Raw genomic sequence first — 17,722 nt, 5'->3', positions numbered from 1 at the left:
CAAGTGGAGAAACTAAGAGAAATCGTGCTTTTTTACACTACTCATTTATATTTAGTAGATTATATGCTGATTTTATTAGTTTTTTTTCTCTTCACTTGTGTTTTACTTCTTTGTGTATTTTTACGCCATAGGCCTATAGCGGCACTTTTTATTATCGCATTTGACATTATTATTTGTTTTTTAGTTTATATCTATGGGTATAAACTAATAGACAATGAAGTAAGAACTCGAAAAACCGCTATTACAGATCAAAAAATGATACAAAGCTCAAATGATTTAATTGTTGATTTTAACATTACAAATAATTCAAAAAATAATTTTAAAGAATGTAAAATTACAGCTAAAATTTTTGCAGATAAAATACCTAATGATAATATCATAGAAGAATATAAAAAGAAATTTATCCCTTTTAGACAAAAAAGTAGAGAAATTAAAGATCTAAAGAAAAACGCAACCCAAGTTCAAAGAATTGCTTTTGAAAATTTTAACTATGAAAATAACTATACCATACGCTTAGTTTCGGAGTGTTTTTAATGCATTTTACGATTTTTCATATTATAGCTTTTATCATTTTACTTATTTGCTTTGCCTTGATTTGTATTTTAATCTTTCTAAAAGTCAAACAGAAAGAAATGGCTTTGATTTCTTATACCATAGCTACTATTTTTACCGCACTTTTGATATATTCTATTTTTCTGACAATCAATCAATTCACCACTCAAGCCGATCTTAGCAAACTAACCTACACAAGAGATCTAAGACATGAAAGCGTTATAGTAAGTGGAAAAGTTCAAAATCTTACTAAATTTGAAATCAGAAAATGCTATTTGATACTTAGTATATTAAACCAAAAACAAGTAGGAGGAGAAATTTTCAATGATAAAAATGTCCGTAACGCTAAAATGCAAAATACAAGTGTTTCTTATACTATAGAAATCATAGACACACTCCCAGGTAATACCTATAAAGAATTTAGAGCCAGTGTTCCTTTTCCTCCAAGTTTTAATAATCCTGAATTTTATCACACCTTAAAATGTATTTGATTCAAGAAATCAACTAGTAAAAATTCTAAAATACATTAATTATTCACACAACAAAACAATAATTCCGCTATAAATTATATAAATATTAATAATAATTTAAGTTTTATTAATATAATATTTATTAATATGCAAGATAAGGAGTCAATCAACCTTTAAATCTAAAAGCACTTTGCTAAATGAGAGTTAAAAATGGGAGGGAAAATAAAGCTATAAAAAGCTTATACCTTAAAACTCAACGAGATCGAAATGGGCTCAGAAGTATTAATCTGAGCTCAAAACAAACTTTTTTTTATAATTGAAGTTTTATCTTTTCTAAAAAACAATAAGTAAAATATAATTAACTCAAATTTATTATATCAATAAAGAATAATATTAAAGCACTAAAAATAAGTAATCTTAGTAAAAATTATACAATTAAGTAATAATTAAATTGCATAGTATTAAAATACATTTACATCAAATTTATATTAAGGAATAGTAATGAAAAAGATTTTCATTTCTTTTGTTGTCCTAGCGACATGTTTATGGGCAAAAAATATTGCCTATACTGATGAAGTTGTATCGCTTTATCTTAACAAAGATGATACTAAAGTTATAGGAAGACTTTTACCTACAAATCCTTTTGAAGTCTTAAAGTCTGAGAACAATAAGGTTTTACTAAAAATCGATGGTTATGTAAATCCTAAAGCACCTTCTGTGATTTATTTCAATGACTCTCAAAGAATTATTGTTGCAGCTTTTTCCAAAAACACAAAATTAAATTTCTCTCAAAGAGTAGCTGGAAAAGATGGAAAATGGGATAAAGTAAGCCTTGAAATTTGGGCAGATAAAAAAGAATTTGCCAAAGACAATAAAGAAATGCTAAATCGTGCCAAAGAGCTTTTTGTAAATAACTGCGGAATTTGCCACGCTATCCACAAAGAAAAAGAATTTACAGCTAACGCTTGGCCTGCAATTTTCCGTTCTATGGCTGATAGAACAGGTATTGATAAAAAAGACAGATGGCTAGTTATAGAATACTTACAAAAAAACGCAAAAGATTTTAAAACAAAATAAGGAGAAAAGCATGCTAGATAGAAGAAAATTTTTAAAAATTGGAGCAAGCTTAAGTGCTTTACCTCTCATTCCAAGCTTAAGTGCAGGAAAAACCGTAGAAGCTTCAAAAGTTAGCCTCGGACTTGTAAAAAATGGAGAAGTGATCACCGCAGCACACTGGGGGATTTTAAAACTCACTATAAAAGATGGCAAAATAGTAAAAAGCGAACCTTGGGAAAAAGTTACAAAAATGGATAATCCTTTACAGCACTACACTGCTGATATGGTTTATAAATCTCGTGTGAAATACCCTTATGTGCGTAAATCCTACCTTGAAAATCCTGACAATCCTAAACCTGAACTTCGTGGTAAAGATGAGTTTGTTCGCGTAAGTTATGATGAAGCGATCAAACTTATCGCCAAAGAACTTAAAAAAACAAGAGATAGCAAAGGTGCAAGTGCAATTTTTGGTGGAAGTTATGGCTGGAAATCAAGTGGAAATATGCAAAACTCACGCATCTTGCTTCATAGATTTTTAAATGTAACAGGTGGATTTGTAGGAGCTACAGGGGACTATTCTACAGGAGCTTCTCAAGTGATTATGCCTTATGTTGTAGGATCGATTGAAGTTTATGAGCAACAAACCTCATGGGAAAATATCTTAAGCGATTCTAAATATGTTGTGATTTGGGGTGCTGATCCGCTTTCTACTTTACGCATAGCTTGGACTTCAAACGAACAAAGAGGGTTGGCGTATTTTGAAAAACTTAAAAACAGTAAAATCAAAGTGATTTGTATAGATCCTGTAAAAACCACTACAGCGAAATTTTTAAATGCCAAATGGATAGCTCCACGCCCAAATACCGATGTGGCTTTAATGATGGGTATGGCAAGCCATTTAATCGCTAAGAAAAAAGTCAATTACGAGTTTTTAGACACTTACACCACTGGCTTTGATAAATTTAAAGACTATTTAGAAGGCAAAGAAGATGGAGTTAAAAAAGATACCAAATGGGCAAGTAAAATTTGTGGTATCGATGAAAAAACTATCAAAAATTTAGCTGAAACTTTTTATGATAATCCTACTATGATTATGAGTGGTTGGGGTATGCAAAGAGCACATCATGGAGAACAGCCTCACTGGATGCTAGTTACTCTTTGTGCGATGTTAGGACAAATCGGCACAAAAGGAGGTGGTTTTGGACTAAGCTACCATTATAGCAATGGCGGTGTTCCAACTTGCAAAGGCGGAGTGATCGGTGGTATGACAGCAGGTAGCTTAGGAATTTGGAAAAATGGTAAATTTAAAGGCTTAAGCAAAGCAGAAGCTTCAAGCGAAGGTGCAGAATGGCTTCAAAATGCAGCGAGTTATTCTTTCCCTGTAGCAAGAATCGCTGATGCTTTACTTCATCCTGGAAAAACCATAGATCATAATGGTGCTAAAATCACTTATCCTGATATTGATTTTATCTACTGGGTAGGTGGAAATCCTTTAGTGCATCATCAAGATACCAACACTAATGTAAAAGCATGGAGAAAACCACGCACCGTTGTGGTAAATGAAATTTACTGGACTCCAACAGCTAAAATGGCAGATATTATCATGCCTGTAACTTCATCTTACGAAAGAGATGATATTACCATGACAGGAGATTATTCAAATATGCATATAGCTCCTATGAAACAAGCCGTTGAGCCTGTGGGTGAGAGCAAAGATGATTATGTAATTTTCTCTGATATTTGCAAAATTTATGGAAAAGATGTCTTTAATGCCTACACAGAAAATGGCAAAAAAGCTAAAGATTTCATCAAAGAATACTACAATAGCGCCCTAAAACAAACTCAAAGTTTTGGTGAAGCTTTTGCTACTCCTATGCCAAGTTTTGAAGAATTTTGGGCTAAAAATGAACCAATCACTTTTGAACCAACAGCTGAAAGTTTAGAATGGACTCGTTTTTCAGAATTTATAGAAGATCCTATCTTAAATGCTCTGGGTACAGATTCAGGACTCATTGAAATTTACTCAGAAACGATTAAAAATTATAATTATGATGATTGCAAAGCCCACCCTACTTGGTTTGAGCCTATTGAATGGCTTGGAAATGCAAGCAAAGAAGCACCTTTCCACTTACTTACAAATCACCCAAGAGATCGCTTGCACTCTCAACTTTGCCACACAAGCTTAAGAGATACTTATGCAATAAAAGATAGAGAGCCAATTTTAATCAATTCTAAAGATGCAAAAAAACTTGGTATAAAAAATGGCGATGTAGTGCGTGTGTTTAATAAACGCGGTGAAGTTTTAGCAGGGGCAGTTGTAAGTGATGAAATCATGCAAGGGGTTGTAAGACTTTGCGAAGGTGCTTGGTATGATCCTAATGAAAACGGACTTTGCAAATGTGGAAATGCAAATGTTTTAACCATGGATATACCAACTTCAAAACTTGCCAATGGCAATATCTCTCACACAGGGCTCGTAAACATAGAAAAATTTAAAGGTGAATTACCAAAACTTACTGCCTTTAGCGCCCCAAAAGGTGCGAACTAAATTTAAGAAAGCCGCAAGGCTTTCTATTGCCCAAGCAAATTTAAACTTAAAGCCATTATTGCCATTCCTACTATAAGTCCATATAAACTATCATGAGCCTTATCATAAGTTTTTGCAGCGGGCAAAAGCTCATCAAGAGATATAAAAACCATAATTCCTGCAATCACAGCAAAACTTATAGCCAAAGTAAGATCGCCTATAAAAGGCAATAAAATCAAAGCTCCAACAAAAGCACCCAAAGGCTCTGCAAAACCCGAAAGAGCTGAATAAATAAAAGCTTTTTTCTTATCTCCTGTAGCATGATAAATCGGCAAACTCACAGCCAAACCTTCTGGGATATTGTGTATAGCCACAGCTATAGCTATAGCAATTCCTAAAGTAAGATTATCAAGACTTGAAATAAAAGTAGCAAAACCTTCTGGGAAATTATGTATAGCAATAGCCAAAGCTGTAAAAATCCCTGTACGTTTTAAAGCTTTAGTATTGATCTGATGCAACTTTTCTCCAGGATGAAATTTCGGAGGATTTTGTCCTTTTTGGGGCAAGGGACAAATTTTTAACTCGCTTAAATCCTCTTTAGGCTCGTGAGGATTGACATCTTCGGGGATTAATTTATCAATCAATAAAGATATTAAAATTCCACCAAAAAAACAAGCTAATCCCAAAAGCTCAGCCCAATGCGAATCATAGTGATTTTTAAAATCTTTAAGTGCAGTAGGTAAAATTTCCATGAAAGAAATGTATATCATTACTCCAGCTGAAAAACCAAGCCCCAAAGAAAGCACTCTTAAATCATCTTTTCTGGAAAAAAAGGCTATTATAGAACCTATAGCCGTAGAAAAACCTGCAAAAAGAGTCAATAGCATTGCGATAAAAATTTGTTCAAATGTAAATTGCATTAATATTCTTAAATAAATAATATTTTAAAACTCTTTATATTTATAAAAAGTTAATACTTGATAAAAATATACAAAATAATTAAAAATTTTTGATTTTTTATGTAAAAAAGTTCATTTTTTATACACTTTTTCTCTTATTTTTTGCTAGAATAATATTTTTATTTCATTTTCAATATAAATATAGGAGTTATAATGCAATCAATAAATTCAGGCAAATCCGTTGGAATTTCAGCCAAGCTTACGCTATGGGTTGGAATTTTAGTTGTATTAATTTTAGCAATCACAAGTGCTATTAGTTACTTTGATTCGAGAAACAATACATATGAATTGCTAAAAGACACTCAGTTAAAAACTATGCAAGATGTGGATGCTTTCTTTAAAAGCTATGCTATGTCAAAAAGAAATGGTATTCAAATACTAGCCAATGAGCTAACAAATCGTCCTGATATGAGCAATGAAGAGCTAATCAATCTTATCAAAGTAATTAAAAAAGTTAATGACTACGATCTAGTTTATGTAGGATTTGATAATACAGGAAAAAATTATCAATCTGATGATCAAATTTTAGATCTATCAAAAGGTTATGATACTAAAAATCGTCCTTGGTATAAAGCTGCCAAAGAAGCAAAAAAGCTTATAGTAACAGAACCTTATAAATCCGCCGCTAGCGGAGAGGTTGGTTTAACTTACGCTGCTCCATTTTATGATAGAAATGGAAATTTTAGAGGTGTTGTAGGTGGAGATTATGATCTAGCAAATTTTTCAACCAATGTTTTAACTGTAGGAAAATCAGACAATACCTTTACTGAAGTACTTGATTCAGAAGGAACAATACTTTTTAATGATGAAGTTGCTAAAATACTAACAAAAACAGAATTAAGTATCAATATCGCCAATGCAATCAAAGCAAATCCTGCTCTTATTGATCCAAGAAACCAAGATACTTTATTTACCGCTAAAGATCACCAAGGCGTAGATTATGCGATTATGTGTAATTCTGCTTTTAATCCTTTATTTAGAATTTGTACAATAACAGAAAACAAAGTTTATACCGAAGCTGTTAATTCTATTTTAATGAAACAAGTTATAGTTGGTATTATAGCTATAATCATAGCTTTAATCTTGATTAGATTTTTAATCAGCAGAAGTCTCTCCCCACTTGCAGCTATCCAAACAGGTTTAACTTCATTCTTTGATTTTATCAACTATAAAACAAAAAATGTTTCTACTATAGAAGTAAAAAGCAATGATGAATTTGGACAAATCTCAAATGCTATCAATGAAAACATTCTTGCTACTAAAAGAGGCTTAGAACAAGACAATCAAGCCGTTAAAGAATCAGTTCAAACCGTATCAGTTGTAGAAGGTGGTAATTTAACAGCAAGAATTACTGCTAATCCAAGAAACCCACAGCTTATTGAACTTAAAAATGTTCTAAATAAACTTCTTGATGTTTTACAAGCTAGAGTAGGTTCTGATATGAATGCTATTCATAAAATTTTTGAAGAATACAAAAGCTTAGACTTTAGAAATAAATTAGAAAATGCTAGCGGTAGTGTAGAATTAACTACTAATGCTTTAGGTGATGAAATAGTTAAAATGCTAAAACAAAGTTCAGACTTTGCTAATGCTTTAGCTAATGAAAGTGGAAAATTACAAACTGCTGTTCAAAGCTTAACCACTTCTTCAAATTCTCAAGCTCAATCTTTAGAAGAAACTGCAGCAGCTTTAGAAGAGATCACTTCTTCTATGCAAAATGTTTCAGTTAAAACTAGTGATGTTATCACTCAATCTGAAGAGATTAAAAATGTTACAGGTATTATAGGTGATATTGCAGATCAAATCAATCTTTTAGCTTTAAATGCAGCTATTGAAGCAGCTCGTGCTGGAGAACATGGTAGAGGCTTTGCAGTGGTAGCTGATGAAGTTAGAAAACTAGCTGAAAGAACTCAAAAGTCTTTATCTGAAATTGAAGCTAATACTAATTTACTTGTTCAATCTATCAATGATATGGCAGAAAGTATTAAAGAACAAACTGCAGGTATCACTCAAATCAATGATAGCGTAGCTCAAATTGATCAAACTACTAAAGATAATGTTGAAATTGCTAATGAATCAGCTATTATTTCTAGTACAGTAAGTGATATAGCTAATAATATCTTAGAAGATGTTAAGAAGAAGAGGTTTTAATTAGTCATTCAAGCCCAAAAAAGGGCTTGAATTTTAAAAAATTTATGCTATGATTTTATATATTTTATCAAGGAAAATATATGAATTTATGGGATAAAAAGGCCAAAACTTACGCAAGATATCAAAACACTTTAAACACCATACAAAAGCAAACTTTTGAATATTTACAAAATTTAAATATTTCTTTTCAAAATAAAAGCATTATAGATATAGGATGTGGAACTGGGGTTTGGACTTTACACTTAGCTAAAGAAGCTAAAGAAATTTTAGCCCTAGATAGTGCAAATACTATGCTTGAAATTTTACAAGAAGATGCTAAAAAACTAAATCTTAACAATATAAAATGCGAAAATTTGAGCTTTGAAACTTGGATGCAAAACAATCCTAATGTTAAATTTGATCTTGCATTTTTAAGTATGTCTCCTGCTTTACAAAATGAAAAAGATTATACAAATTTCTTAAATCTAGCCAAAATAAAAATTTATCTTGGTTGGGCTGATTATAGAAAAAGTGATTTTTTAGATCCGATTTTTAAATATTTTAATACTGAATTTAAAGGTTTTTATAAAAAAGATTTAGAAAATTATTTACTAGAAAAAAATATATTTTTTCATAAGATTGTTTTTGATGAAACACGCAAAGTCCAAAGAACAAAAGAAGAGGCTATAGAAAATGCTCTATGGCATTTAAGCATGAACAAAATCACAACTTCTAAAGAAGCTGTAAGTTCTTTTGTTGAAAATGATATTATTGAAACTATAGAATCTAAAATAAAACTTTTAATTATAAATAACTTATAAAAATATTAAGCTGATATTTATTACAATTTCACTCATTATTTCAAAGGAGTTTTTAATGGTTAAAAATTTAATCATCAAATTTGGACGCTTGATTCTTGATGCAATTGCAGCGATAAGTTTTGTTGTAGCTTTGCTTTATTCTCTTTTTATGATGTTTAGCATTGGATTTTTAGCTGGTTTATTATCGCTGATAGTCAGTTTTATTGCTTTATTTTTAAGTTTTTTTGTAATCTATCTTGTTATAGATATCAGAGATGCTCTTGTAAATAAAGCTTAAATTTTCCACCTTTAAGGTGGGAAATCAATGTTTTAATTGAAATTTTAAAATTTCTCCAGCCATATAAGGCACGACTTGATTGTATTTATCTTCATAAACATTTGGCACTTGCCATTCTTTTTCTTCTAAAGTTAAAATTTTATCTTCTTTAAATTTTAAATCATAAATTTTACAAGTATTATCGCTTAAAAATTTTTGCAAATTTTCTTCTGAGCTATTTTGCTTAAATAATTCAGCTAAAACAGGTAAAATCACTGGGGCGCTAAATACACCTGCGGCACAACCGCAACACTCTTTAGTATCTTTTGGATGAGGTGCACTATCACTTCCAAACATAACTTTTTCATAACCACTAAAAGCAAGTTCGCAAAGGGCTTCTTTATCTTCGTAACGCTTGGCTATAGGCTTACAAAAAAGATGAGGATTCATTTTACCTCCGATAACATCATCTAAAGTGATGATTAAATGATGTAAAGTGATTGTCGCGTATAAATTTTCATAATCTTTTAAAAGTTCACATAAAGTTTTAGTGGTAATATGCTCCATAACAATCTTAAGTCGTGGAAAATGTTTGGCTAATTTTTCATAAATTTTAGCAAAATTACTTTCCCTGTCCATTACAAAATCATTGGTTTCACCATGCACTAGCAAAGGAATATTTAAATCACTCATAGCCTCTAAAGTAGGTTTTAAATACTCTATATCAAAACTTGAAACTCCACCATTTGAATTTGTTGTAATTCCTGCTGGATAAAGCTTAATGCCAAAAATTTCATCTTTAGCACTGTAAAGAAATTTCTCATCATAATTTTCAAAAAAAAGTGTCATTAAAGGAGTGAAATTTTCATCTTTACAAGCCTTAAGGATACGCATTTTATAAGCTTTTAGATCTTCTAAATTGCAAAGCGGAGGGATTAAATTTGGCATAATCACAGCTGCACAAAAATCTCTTGCACTCAAAGGTGCAATAAGTTCTAACATTTGATTATCTCTTAAATGCAAATGCATATCTAAAGGATTTTTAAGTTTCATTTTTATCTCCTATATTTAGCTGATAAAATCCATTTTTAAGACGCTTAAAAAGTTTTTTTTCTTCTAAAAACTTAAAAGTAGCGATGATGGTAGGTTTACTTTGATGTAATTTTTCTTCAAGATCACTGATTTTAATCATAATAAAACCATTTTCATCGGCATTTTCACATAAAAATTTTAACAATTCAAAACGCTTTTTTCCCAAAATTTCTTGTATTAATTTTTCAAATTTCATAAGTAAATGCTATATAAAATAAAACTCCAAACAAAAAGAGCTAAAAGCACACTAAAAAACACTGCCGTACTCGCACAATCTTTAGCAATTTTTGCCTTTTCATGCCATTCATTTGTAATCAAATCAACACAAGCTTCAATAGCCGAATTTAAAGCCTCTATAATTAAAATAAGCATTAAAACACTTACCAATAATAAATGCTCCAAAAAACTAACTTTTAAGAAAAAACTAAAAACTATCGCAGGGATAATAATACAAAGTTCAATTCTAAACGCCATTTCATTTTTAAATAAAGCAAAAATCCCTTCTAAAGCATATCTTGCATTATTTAAAAAATGATATTTAGGCTTCATGGATTTGCCTTAAGTTTAGGATTTAATAAATCATATTCTGGCTCATAAACACTTGTTTTTACATCAAAATATCCTAAAAGAGTACTAAAAAGATTATCTTGAGAAAGTTTTAAACCTTTATGCTCTTTAGCTAAATTCATTAATTTTTCATCATTGCTCCAAAAAATAGCAGGAATACGGGTTTGATAACTTGGCGCTATAGCATAAGGCATACCATGAAGATAAATATCATTTTCACCCAAACTTTCACCATGATCTGAAAGATAAAACAAAGAACTTTCATAGCTTTTTTGCTCTTTTAATAGTTTTATAATCTCACTTAAAAGATAATCTGTATAAAGTAAAGTATTGTCATAAGTGTTGATTAAAGCCTCGTTATCACATTTTGAAAGCTCATTAGTATCACAAGTTGGAGTGAATTTTTTAAATTCACTTGGATAGCGTTTATAATAAGTTGGCCCATGAGAACCTTGCAAATGAAGAACTATTATATTTTGATCACTTAAATGATTTAATTTTTCTTTAAAAGGAGCGAGCAAATTTTCATCCAAATCACTAGAAAGCTTTTGCTTATAAGCTAATCTATCACAAACCCCTTTACAACCACCAGAATTATTATCAAACCATGCAGTATCTACACCTGTTTTATAAAGCACATCCATCGCATTTTCTTGAAATTCTGAACTTGAATAATTTTCACGCTTAGAAATAGAAAACATACAAGGTAAACTTACCGCTGTTGCTGTTCCACATGATGAAAAATTATCAAAAAACACTACATTATCTTTTTTGGTATAAAAATTGGTATCATTTTTAGCATATCCACCCAAAGAGTAATTTGCCGCTCTAGCGGTTTCACCCACTACCAAAACCAAAAGTTTTTTAGTGTGATTGTTTTCTCTATAAGCATCATTAGCTATAGTTTTAAATTCTGGCTTAGCTTTTACAAAACGAACATAATAGCGATATACGGCATAAATTTGATAAAAAGGGGTATTATACATTCTTATTTCATTATAGTTTCTAAAAAAAGGCAAGAAAGTTTTACTTAAAGGGATTAAAACCGCACAAACAACAATCAAACCTGATATTATATTGATAATTTTAATTTTTAGATGGGATTTAAAACTACCATAATAATCAATTTTTACTTTAACAACATAAAAAACCAACAATAAAGCCAAAACAACAAATAAGATTAATTTTAAATTTAACAAATCTTTTACTTCTTTGATATCTGTTTGAACAACATTTTGTATCATATCAGAATCTATAAGCACCCCATAAAAACTAATAAAGTAAACACTTAAAAAAGATGATATTATAAACAATATAGAAAAAAATTTAGTAAAAAACTTTATAAAAAGCAAAGAGCAAATCACGTGAACAAGGGCAAAATAGGCCACAATAAAAACAAAAGTTATAAACCAGTTTTGTGTATTTTTTTCATACACAAAATAAAATAAATTAAAATTCAACAATACAATCATCAAAGAATTAAAAAAAGTAAACTGAAGCCAAGTTAATCTAAGCATATAAATCCCACCTCCAAATTTAAGCTTTTAATTTTATTGAATTTTTTTAAATGGATTGTAGTTTTAAATCTTTTTATGTTATGATTTACACTTTTAATGAAAATTTTAAGGAAAATAATGAAACTACTTTCATGGAATGTCAATGGCTTAAGAGCTATTTGTGATAAAAATGCACTTGATTGGATAGCACAAGAACAAATTGATTTTATAGGTTTTCAAGAAATCAAAGCACATGAAGATAAATTTCCTAAAAAAATTTATGAATATCCTTTTAAACACATGTATTTTAATTCTGCTAAAAGAGCGGGGTATTCTGGGGTAATGAGTCTTTGTAATTTTAATAGCGAAGTAAAAAAATGCGAATTTTTTGATGATGAAGAAGGTAGGGTTTTAGAACACCGCTTTAAAAATATTGCACTTTTTAATATCTATTTTCCAAATGGTCAAAAAGATGAAGAGCGTTTAAATTTTAAGATGAAATTTTATGCAGATTTTTTAGTGTATTTGGATAAGCTTTTAAAGGATGGATTTGAAATTATCATTTGCGGTGATGTCAATACTGCTCATAAAGAAATCGATCTTACTCATCCAAAAGCCAATGCCAACACTTCAGGTTTTTTACCTATAGAAAGAGCTTGGATTGATGATTTGCTAAAGCTTGGTTTTATAGATACTTTTAGAGAAATTAATGGTGAAATCAAAGAAAAATACTCGTGGTGGAGCTATAGAATGAAAGCAAGAGAAAGAAATGTAGGCTGGAGGATTGATTATTTTTTCATTTCAAAGGGTTTAAAAGATAAACTTAAAAACGCTTTCATAAGAGATGATATTTTTGGCTCTGATCACGCACCTGTAGGTATAGAAATAGATATTTAATATCCCAAAAATGGGATATTATTTTTTAACGAATTTTTTTGCTTTTTCCCAAAGTCTTACACCGAGCTTTTTAGCTTTTTTGGAATTTAAATCTTTGTATTTTTCACTAGCAATTTTTTCTAATTCAAAAATTTCTTGTTTAAAACGATTTAATTTTCTTTGAGTAAGTTTGTTAAAATCATTAATCTTTGGATTTTTCTTAATATCATTTAAAACTAATATTAGTTGCTCTCTGCTTTCACCTGCAAGACGTCTAAATTTAGCAAAAAGATTATCAAGTTCATGTTCTAGCAAATTCTCAACTATACTCTTACAAGGATCATTTTGTAATTGAATCTCTTTTTTTAAAAGAGCAATAAAATCATCTTCTATACCTATTAGTTCTTTGCTTTTTAAACTAACATCTTCTTCAAAATTTGCATAAGTTAATGAAGCTTTAAATTTTTCCATTGCCAAAACAATACCATCCCTTGTGCCTTTAATCACGCCTAAACAAAGATCTTTTGCATAAGCCATAGATTCATTAGCTATTTCAAAAGCGGTATTTAAAATAATACTTGAAATTTTTAAAATTCTTTCTTTTTCAAAATGAGCTTCACAAATGGCATTATATACGAGATTTTTAGCTATTTCACTACTTGTAAGTTCTATATCTTCAGCCTTTTCTAATGTAGTTAAAAAAGCACTTTCAGCGGTTTCTTTTAAAATTCCAAGCATTTCTATATCAAATAAAATAGCATCATTTAAACCACCACTAAATTCATCACAAAAAGAACATTCTTGTAAAATATTCTCGAATTCAAAAAAATTATCGCTGATTTGATTTTTAATTAAATTCTTTTGATTTTCAATCTGTTTGTTTAATAATTCAGCTTCGCTAATATACTCATAAAGTGAATTTTGAGCATCTACAATACTCGCCTTAACCAAAGCTTTGATAACCTTTGTAACATTTTCATCATCAAAAAAATCAAGTTTTTTCAAAATAGTTAAAAATTCAACCAAAAGAGAATTTAAAACTTTTTTTGTTTCATGAGGATTATGTGAAATTTGCTTATATACAAGATTAAAACTCAAGTCTTCAAGTAAATCACTTGCTTCATCTTTACCGAGATTTGATAAAGAATTTTCAAAAATAATTAAAGTATTTTTCATTTTTCCTTCTTTCTTAAAGTACAAATTTTGCTTTAGCTTTTAATTTATCAAATATATCCAAACGATCTTTTTTGCTATCAACATAAACATTTAATAAATAACTTTGATATTTTCCACTCGCACTTGAATTCGAATGTTCAAATTTATATTCTCTTTGGCCTAAAATTTCTTCAAAAATTTCACTTGCCTTAACATGCACCTCAAAAATCACCTTATAATCCCAAAAAGTAGGATAATTGATCTGAGGTTCTTTTTTAAGATCGCACAAATTTACCACTTTTACCTCCTTCTTTGCTTTCAAGCACTATATCCGTAATTCTCATTGATTTATCTATAGCCTTGATCATATCATATATAGTTAAAAGTCCTATACTAACTCCACTTAAAGCTTCCATTTCAACACCTGTTTTACCTTCACACTTAACTGTTACAATAAGCTTAAATGCACATTCTTTAACAAATTCCACAATATTAGTTTCAACTTTAGAAAGCATCAAAGGATGGCACATAGGAATAATTTCACTTGTTTTTTTAGCCCCCATTATAGCCGCAATAATAGCTGTTTGAAGAACAGGACCTTTTTTTGCGGTATTGTTTTTAATTACATCAAAAGCTTCTTGACTCATATATATTATACCACTAGCTGTGGCTATTCTTAAAGTAATATTTTTATCGCTTACATCTACCATTTTAGGATGATTTTTTTCATCTAAATGACTTAATTTCATAAATTCACCTTTTAAAAAATTATAAAAATTATAGCAAAACCAAACAAATTTAAGATAAAATAAGCTTTGTATTTTTATTTAAGGAGAAAACAATGGCTTATGAAGATGAAGAAGATTTAAATTACGATGATTATGAAAATGAAGATGAAGATGAAGATGAAGAATATACACAAAATCACCATAAAAATTATAATTATGATGATGATGATTATGAATACGATGATGATAACAATGATGATGATTTTTATGAGATGGAGATTAAGAATGAACAAAACCCTTAACCAAAAAGATATAAAAGTTTTAGGACTTTCATCATTAGGTGGAACTTTAGAATTTTATGATTTTATTATTTTTGTATTTTTTGCAAATTATATTTCAACAAACTTTTTTCCAAAAGATTTAAGTAGTTTTTGGCAAATGTTTAATACTTATGGAATATTTGCAGCTGGATATTTAGCGCGTCCCTTAGGGGGTGTGATACTGGCACATTTTGGAGATAAATTTGGACGTAAAAGAATGTTTATGATTAGTATTTTATTAATGGTTATTCCAACTTTTACTCTAGCTTTTATTCCAAATTATGAAAGCATAGGCTTTCTTTGCATTGTACTTTTAGTTTTTATACGCATTTGTCAAGGTATAGCTATAGGTGGGGAACTTCCTGGAGCTTGGGTTTTTGTATACGAACACGCACCACAAGGTCAAAAAAGAACTTATTTGGGAATTTTAACCGCTTCGGTTGTAGGTGGAATTTTATTAGGTAGTTTAGTTTTTTTAATTATGAATAAAATTTATACCCAAGAAGAACTTCATGAATGGGCTTGGAGAATTCCATTCTTTTTAGGTGGAATTTTTGGGATTATTTCTGCTTATTTGAGAAAATTTTTAAGAGAAACTCCTGTTTTTGAACAAATGAAAAAAGACAAGGCTTTAGAAAAATTTCCTTTAAAAGAAGTGTTTAAAAAAGCTAAAATGGGAATTGTTCTTTCTATGATGATTACTTGGGTTTTGACAGGTTGTATTGTTGTAATGATTTTGCTTATGCCTAGTTATATGGCAAAAATACTTCAAATTAATACTTCTATACAAACCTATCTTCAAATAGGTGGAATTTTGCTTATTTGCCTAGGGTGTATTATAAGTGGAATTTTAGCGGATAAAATAGGCGTTATTAAATCTTGTGTATTTTTTAGTGTTTTTTTTGGAATTGCGAGCTTGCTTTATTTTAATACTTTATATAGACAAAATGCTGATTTTAACCTAGTAGCTTGCTTATATTTACTTGTATGTTTTTTTAGCGGGGTGATGAATTTTTGCCCTTTAATAATGAGTGAAGTATTTGATGCAAAAATTAAATTTTCAGGACTTTCTTTTTCATATAATATTGCTTATGCTATAGCTGGAGGTTTAACTCCGCAACTTGCTTTTTTCTTGCATAGTTTTGCCTTAAATAATTTAAGTAATTTTTGGCGTTTTTCTTTGGGAGTTTATGTTTTCTTTTTGGCTATTGTAGCTTTGCTATGTGCATTTATTTTTTCTTATCTTAATAATACCCAACGCACATACTCTCAGTGATTTTAATACGCTTTTCAAAAGGAGCTGGGCTAAAAAAATGGCATTTTTCTATATAAATATGCTGATGATAATTTAGCCCTAAAAAATCATAAAATTTTTTTAGATTAACAAATTTAATCCCGCAAATCTCCTTAAGCTCTAAAAGTTTATAAATAGAAGAATTATTTTTTTCCACTAAATGAGAAGGGGCTAATCCAGTAAAAGAACAAAAAGCACTTGCCAATACAAAACCATTTAAACCACTACATTGCCTTAAAGCTTGCTGATGTTTTTCTAAAATGCAATTTCTATGCAAAAATATAATTCTTGTTCCTTGATATCTACCTATTTCTACATTTTTCCAAAATTTATAAGCATTTTTTGAAATTCCAGCAAAACGATGAAATTCAGTATTTAAAATATAGTGATCTAAAAATTCATTAGGAGGTAAGATTAAACTTTTCATCACTACAATTTAGAGCCTTAAAAAGGCTCTTTAATCTTCTTTGTTTAAATTTTCCTTAGCTTTGTTAGGAAGCTTAGATAAAAGATTGTTTAAATCAAAATTAATTCCTTGAGTTTTTGCCTCTTTAAGTAAAGCAACTGCAGCTTTTGCGTTAAATGGAGAAGAGCCATCATGCGGAGCAAAAAGATGATCTGTTATTGCTAAAGCATAAGCGGATTTTTTCACTTTTTCGCGAGCAGCATGAGGAGTGCGAACAAAACATATACTTTCAATCAAAACATCATCAAAATTCCAACGATGTAACAAAAATCCCAAGAAAGAAATATGATCTACGCCTAAAAATTCATTCTCCGCTAAAGCAAGATTTTCATTTTTATTTAAAAAAGCTAAAAAATCCTTATCCTTATGATTTTGTATAAGAAAATTTGAAAAAATAACAATACCAAGCCTTAAAAGCATTGCACAAGGAACTAAAAGATGAGAAAGTTTTTTATCTTCATCATTAAGCCAATTTGCGATAAAAGTTGCCTCTTCATTGCACGTTTTTAAAAAATTTTGAGTATTTAAACCATAAGGTGAAACGTCTATTTTAAAATTATCTCTAATGGAGTCAGCCATAACTATATTGATGATATTACCAACACCTAATAAAGTAATCACTTGATTTATGGTTGTAATTTCTCTTGTAAAACCATAATAAGGAGAATTTGCTAATTGCAAAAGCTTAGCCGTCATCAACGGATCGCTTGAAATGATTTCAGCAACTTTCATAGTTTCTATATTTGAATTAGCCTCGCTCACATATTTTCTTAACTTACTTACAGTATCAGGTAAAGGTGGCAATACTTCAACGCTTTTTAATAAAAGCTCATTCATATCTCCAATCATATTTAATTTATCCTTAATTAATATTATTATAATTTGCAATTATATCTAAATTTTAATTTACTTATTGCATTTTTTATAACTTAAGGTGTAATAAAAATTACAAATAAA

At 29.7% G+C, this 17,722-nt stretch carries 19 protein-coding genes and 1 pseudogene; 10 read left to right on the top strand and 10 right to left on the bottom strand.

Annotated elements, in window-relative coordinates:
- The first annotated feature begins 3 nt into the window (after positions 1–3).
- The 4 genes from FBE96_RS01285 (at position 4) to FBE96_RS01270 (ending at position 4,626) form a co-directional block, all read left to right on the top strand.
- The gene (locus FBE96_RS01285) at positions 4–534 is read left to right on the top strand and encodes a DUF2393 domain-containing protein (protein ID WP_002851753.1); all 531 of its coding nucleotides are present in this window, start codon (positions 4–6) and stop codon (positions 532–534) included.
- Entirely contained in the window at positions 534–1,043 is a 510-nt protein-coding gene (locus FBE96_RS01280) for a DUF2393 family protein (protein ID WP_002872028.1), read from the top strand. The genes FBE96_RS01285 and FBE96_RS01280 overlap by 1 nt, the downstream gene beginning before the upstream one ends.
- Positions 1,044–1,523: 480 nt before the next feature.
- Positions 1,524–2,099, top strand: a complete 576-nt coding sequence (locus FBE96_RS01275) for a cytochrome c3 family protein (RefSeq protein ID WP_002854648.1) — start codon at positions 1,524–1,526, stop codon at positions 2,097–2,099.
- A 10-nt stretch (positions 2,100–2,109) separates the two neighbouring features.
- Entirely contained in the window at positions 2,110–4,626 is a 2,517-nt protein-coding gene (locus FBE96_RS01270; RefSeq protein ID WP_002871921.1) for a molybdopterin guanine dinucleotide-containing S/N-oxide reductase, read from the top strand.
- A 23-nt stretch (positions 4,627–4,649) separates the two neighbouring features.
- Here the strand turns inward: FBE96_RS01270 and zupT are convergent, their stop codons facing one another.
- The gene (zupT, locus tag FBE96_RS01265; protein WP_002871922.1) at positions 4,650–5,525 is read right to left on the bottom strand and encodes a zinc transporter ZupT; all 876 of its coding nucleotides are present in this window, start codon (positions 5,523–5,525) and stop codon (positions 4,650–4,652) included.
- 192 nt (positions 5,526–5,717) lie between these two features.
- Between zupT and FBE96_RS01260 the strand changes: the two genes are divergently transcribed.
- From FBE96_RS01260 to FBE96_RS01250, 3 genes and pseudogenes are all read left to right on the top strand, one after another.
- The gene (locus FBE96_RS01260) at positions 5,718–7,715 is read left to right on the top strand and encodes a methyl-accepting chemotaxis protein (protein ID WP_052777310.1); all 1,998 of its coding nucleotides are present in this window, start codon (positions 5,718–5,720) and stop codon (positions 7,713–7,715) included.
- An 80-nt stretch (positions 7,716–7,795) separates the two neighbouring features.
- Positions 7,796–8,515: a class I SAM-dependent methyltransferase gene (locus tag FBE96_RS01255; RefSeq protein WP_002857630.1), complete on the top strand. Its 720-nt coding sequence runs from the start codon at positions 7,796–7,798 to the stop codon at positions 8,513–8,515.
- Between the two features lie 55 nt (positions 8,516–8,570).
- Positions 8,571–8,785: pseudogene (locus FBE96_RS01250) on the top strand (hypothetical protein).
- A gap of 31 nt (positions 8,786–8,816) precedes the next feature.
- On the opposite strand, the gene pyrC reads toward FBE96_RS01250, so the two are convergent.
- Genes pyrC through eptC form a run of 4 tightly spaced genes read right to left on the bottom strand, consistent with a single transcriptional unit; the run spans position 8,817 to position 11,947 of the window.
- Positions 8,817–9,824, bottom strand: coding sequence for a dihydroorotase (gene pyrC, locus FBE96_RS01245; protein ID WP_002872176.1), 1,008 nt, complete (start codon positions 9,822–9,824; stop codon positions 8,817–8,819).
- Entirely contained in the window at positions 9,814–10,059 is a 246-nt protein-coding gene (locus tag FBE96_RS01240; protein ID WP_002872175.1) for a replication/maintenance protein RepL, read from the bottom strand. Before FBE96_RS01240 ends, pyrC begins: the two co-directional genes overlap by 11 nt.
- Positions 10,056–10,412 carry a diacylglycerol kinase gene (locus FBE96_RS01235; protein WP_002859416.1) on the bottom strand — a complete coding sequence of 119 codons (357 nt, stop codon included), beginning with the start codon at positions 10,410–10,412 and terminating at the stop codon, positions 10,056–10,058. The genes FBE96_RS01240 and FBE96_RS01235 overlap by 4 nt, the downstream gene beginning before the upstream one ends.
- Complete coding sequence (gene eptC / locus FBE96_RS01230; protein WP_002872174.1) at positions 10,409–11,947, bottom strand: lipid A/FlgG phosphoethanolamine transferase EptC; 1,539 nt, start codon at positions 11,945–11,947, stop codon at positions 10,409–10,411. The genes FBE96_RS01235 and eptC overlap by 4 nt, the downstream gene beginning before the upstream one ends.
- Positions 11,948–12,064: 117 nt before the next feature.
- On the opposite strand from eptC, the gene FBE96_RS01225 reads away from it, so the two are divergent.
- Positions 12,065–12,823, top strand: coding sequence for an exodeoxyribonuclease III (locus FBE96_RS01225; protein ID WP_002867799.1), 759 nt, complete (start codon positions 12,065–12,067; stop codon positions 12,821–12,823).
- An 18-nt stretch (positions 12,824–12,841) separates the two neighbouring features.
- On the opposite strand, the gene FBE96_RS01220 is transcribed toward FBE96_RS01225, so the two are convergent.
- Genes FBE96_RS01220 through moaC form a run of 3 tightly spaced genes read right to left on the bottom strand, consistent with a single transcriptional unit; the run spans position 12,842 to position 14,706 of the window.
- Entirely contained in the window at positions 12,842–14,002 is a 1,161-nt protein-coding gene (locus tag FBE96_RS01220; RefSeq protein WP_072223288.1) for a hypothetical protein, read from the bottom strand.
- Positions 13,992–14,255, bottom strand: a complete 264-nt coding sequence (locus FBE96_RS01215; RefSeq protein WP_002872172.1) for a DUF493 family protein — start codon at positions 14,253–14,255, stop codon at positions 13,992–13,994. The genes FBE96_RS01220 and FBE96_RS01215 overlap by 11 nt, the downstream gene beginning before the upstream one ends.
- Positions 14,233–14,706: a cyclic pyranopterin monophosphate synthase MoaC gene (gene moaC / locus FBE96_RS01210; RefSeq protein ID WP_002872171.1), complete on the bottom strand. Its 474-nt coding sequence runs from the start codon at positions 14,704–14,706 to the stop codon at positions 14,233–14,235. The genes FBE96_RS01215 and moaC overlap by 23 nt, the downstream gene beginning before the upstream one ends.
- Before the next feature lie 92 nt (positions 14,707–14,798).
- On the opposite strand from moaC, the gene FBE96_RS01205 reads away from it, so the two are divergent.
- Both FBE96_RS01205 and FBE96_RS01200 read left to right on the top strand, forming a co-directional pair.
- Positions 14,799–14,987, top strand: coding sequence for a highly acidic protein (locus FBE96_RS01205; RefSeq protein WP_002906321.1), 189 nt, complete (start codon positions 14,799–14,801; stop codon positions 14,985–14,987).
- Entirely contained in the window at positions 14,971–16,281 is a 1,311-nt protein-coding gene (locus FBE96_RS01200) for an MFS transporter (protein WP_019260335.1), read from the top strand. Before FBE96_RS01205 ends, FBE96_RS01200 begins: the two co-directional genes overlap by 17 nt.
- On the opposite strand, the gene cheQ is transcribed toward FBE96_RS01200, so the two are convergent.
- Together cheQ and cheP are read right to left on the bottom strand one after the other, a co-directional pair.
- A complete protein-coding gene (gene cheQ / locus FBE96_RS01195) occupies positions 16,250–16,729 on the bottom strand; it encodes a cheVAW transcriptional regulator CheQ (protein ID WP_079263800.1) in 480 nt (159 codons plus the stop codon). The two genes, FBE96_RS01200 and cheQ, sit on opposite strands and share 32 nt — an antisense overlap.
- Before the next feature lie 27 nt (positions 16,730–16,756).
- Positions 16,757–17,614: a cheVAW transcriptional regulator CheP gene (cheP, locus tag FBE96_RS01190; RefSeq protein ID WP_002851703.1), complete on the bottom strand. Its 858-nt coding sequence runs from the start codon at positions 17,612–17,614 to the stop codon at positions 16,757–16,759.
- Positions 17,615–17,722: the final 108 nt, after the last annotated feature.

It is taken from the genome of Campylobacter sp. CFSAN093241 (assembly GCF_012889595.1).
Taxonomy (GTDB): Bacteria; Campylobacterota; Campylobacteria; order Campylobacterales; family Campylobacteraceae; genus Campylobacter_D; species Campylobacter_D jejuni.
The sequence above is the reverse complement of the archived record's forward strand: the minus strand, read 5'-3'. Positions and strand labels throughout refer to the sequence as shown.

Coding starts and splice junctions, on each gene's coding strand:
- FBE96_RS01280 (WP_002872028.1), top strand. CDS start 534: ATGCATTTTACGATTTTTCATATTATAGCTTTTATCATTTTACTTATT.
- FBE96_RS01275 (WP_002854648.1), top strand. CDS start 1,524: ATGAAAAAGATTTTCATTTCTTTTGTTGTCCTAGCGACATGTTTATGG.
- FBE96_RS01270 (WP_002871921.1), top strand. CDS start 2,110: ATGCTAGATAGAAGAAAATTTTTAAAAATTGGAGCAAGCTTAAGTGCT.
- zupT (WP_002871922.1), bottom strand. CDS start 5,525: ATGCAATTTACATTTGAACAAATTTTTATCGCAATGCTATTGACTCTT.
- FBE96_RS01260 (WP_052777310.1), top strand. CDS start 5,718: ATGCAATCAATAAATTCAGGCAAATCCGTTGGAATTTCAGCCAAGCTT.
- FBE96_RS01255 (WP_002857630.1), top strand. CDS start 7,796: ATGAATTTATGGGATAAAAAGGCCAAAACTTACGCAAGATATCAAAAC.
- pyrC (WP_002872176.1), bottom strand. CDS start 9,824: ATGAAACTTAAAAATCCTTTAGATATGCATTTGCATTTAAGAGATAAT.
- FBE96_RS01240 (WP_002872175.1), bottom strand. CDS start 10,059: ATGAAATTTGAAAAATTAATACAAGAAATTTTGGGAAAAAAGCGTTTT.
- FBE96_RS01235 (WP_002859416.1), bottom strand. CDS start 10,412: ATGAAGCCTAAATATCATTTTTTAAATAATGCAAGATATGCTTTAGAA.
- eptC (WP_002872174.1), bottom strand. CDS start 11,947: ATGCTTAGATTAACTTGGCTTCAGTTTACTTTTTTTAATTCTTTGATG.
- FBE96_RS01225 (WP_002867799.1), top strand. CDS start 12,065: ATGAAACTACTTTCATGGAATGTCAATGGCTTAAGAGCTATTTGTGAT.
- moaC (WP_002872171.1), bottom strand. CDS start 14,706: ATGAAATTAAGTCATTTAGATGAAAAAAATCATCCTAAAATGGTAGAT.
- FBE96_RS01205 (WP_002906321.1), top strand. CDS start 14,799: ATGGCTTATGAAGATGAAGAAGATTTAAATTACGATGATTATGAAAAT.
- FBE96_RS01200 (WP_019260335.1), top strand. CDS start 14,971: ATGAACAAAACCCTTAACCAAAAAGATATAAAAGTTTTAGGACTTTCA.
- cheP (WP_002851703.1), bottom strand. CDS start 17,614: ATGATTGGAGATATGAATGAGCTTTTATTAAAAAGCGTTGAAGTATTG.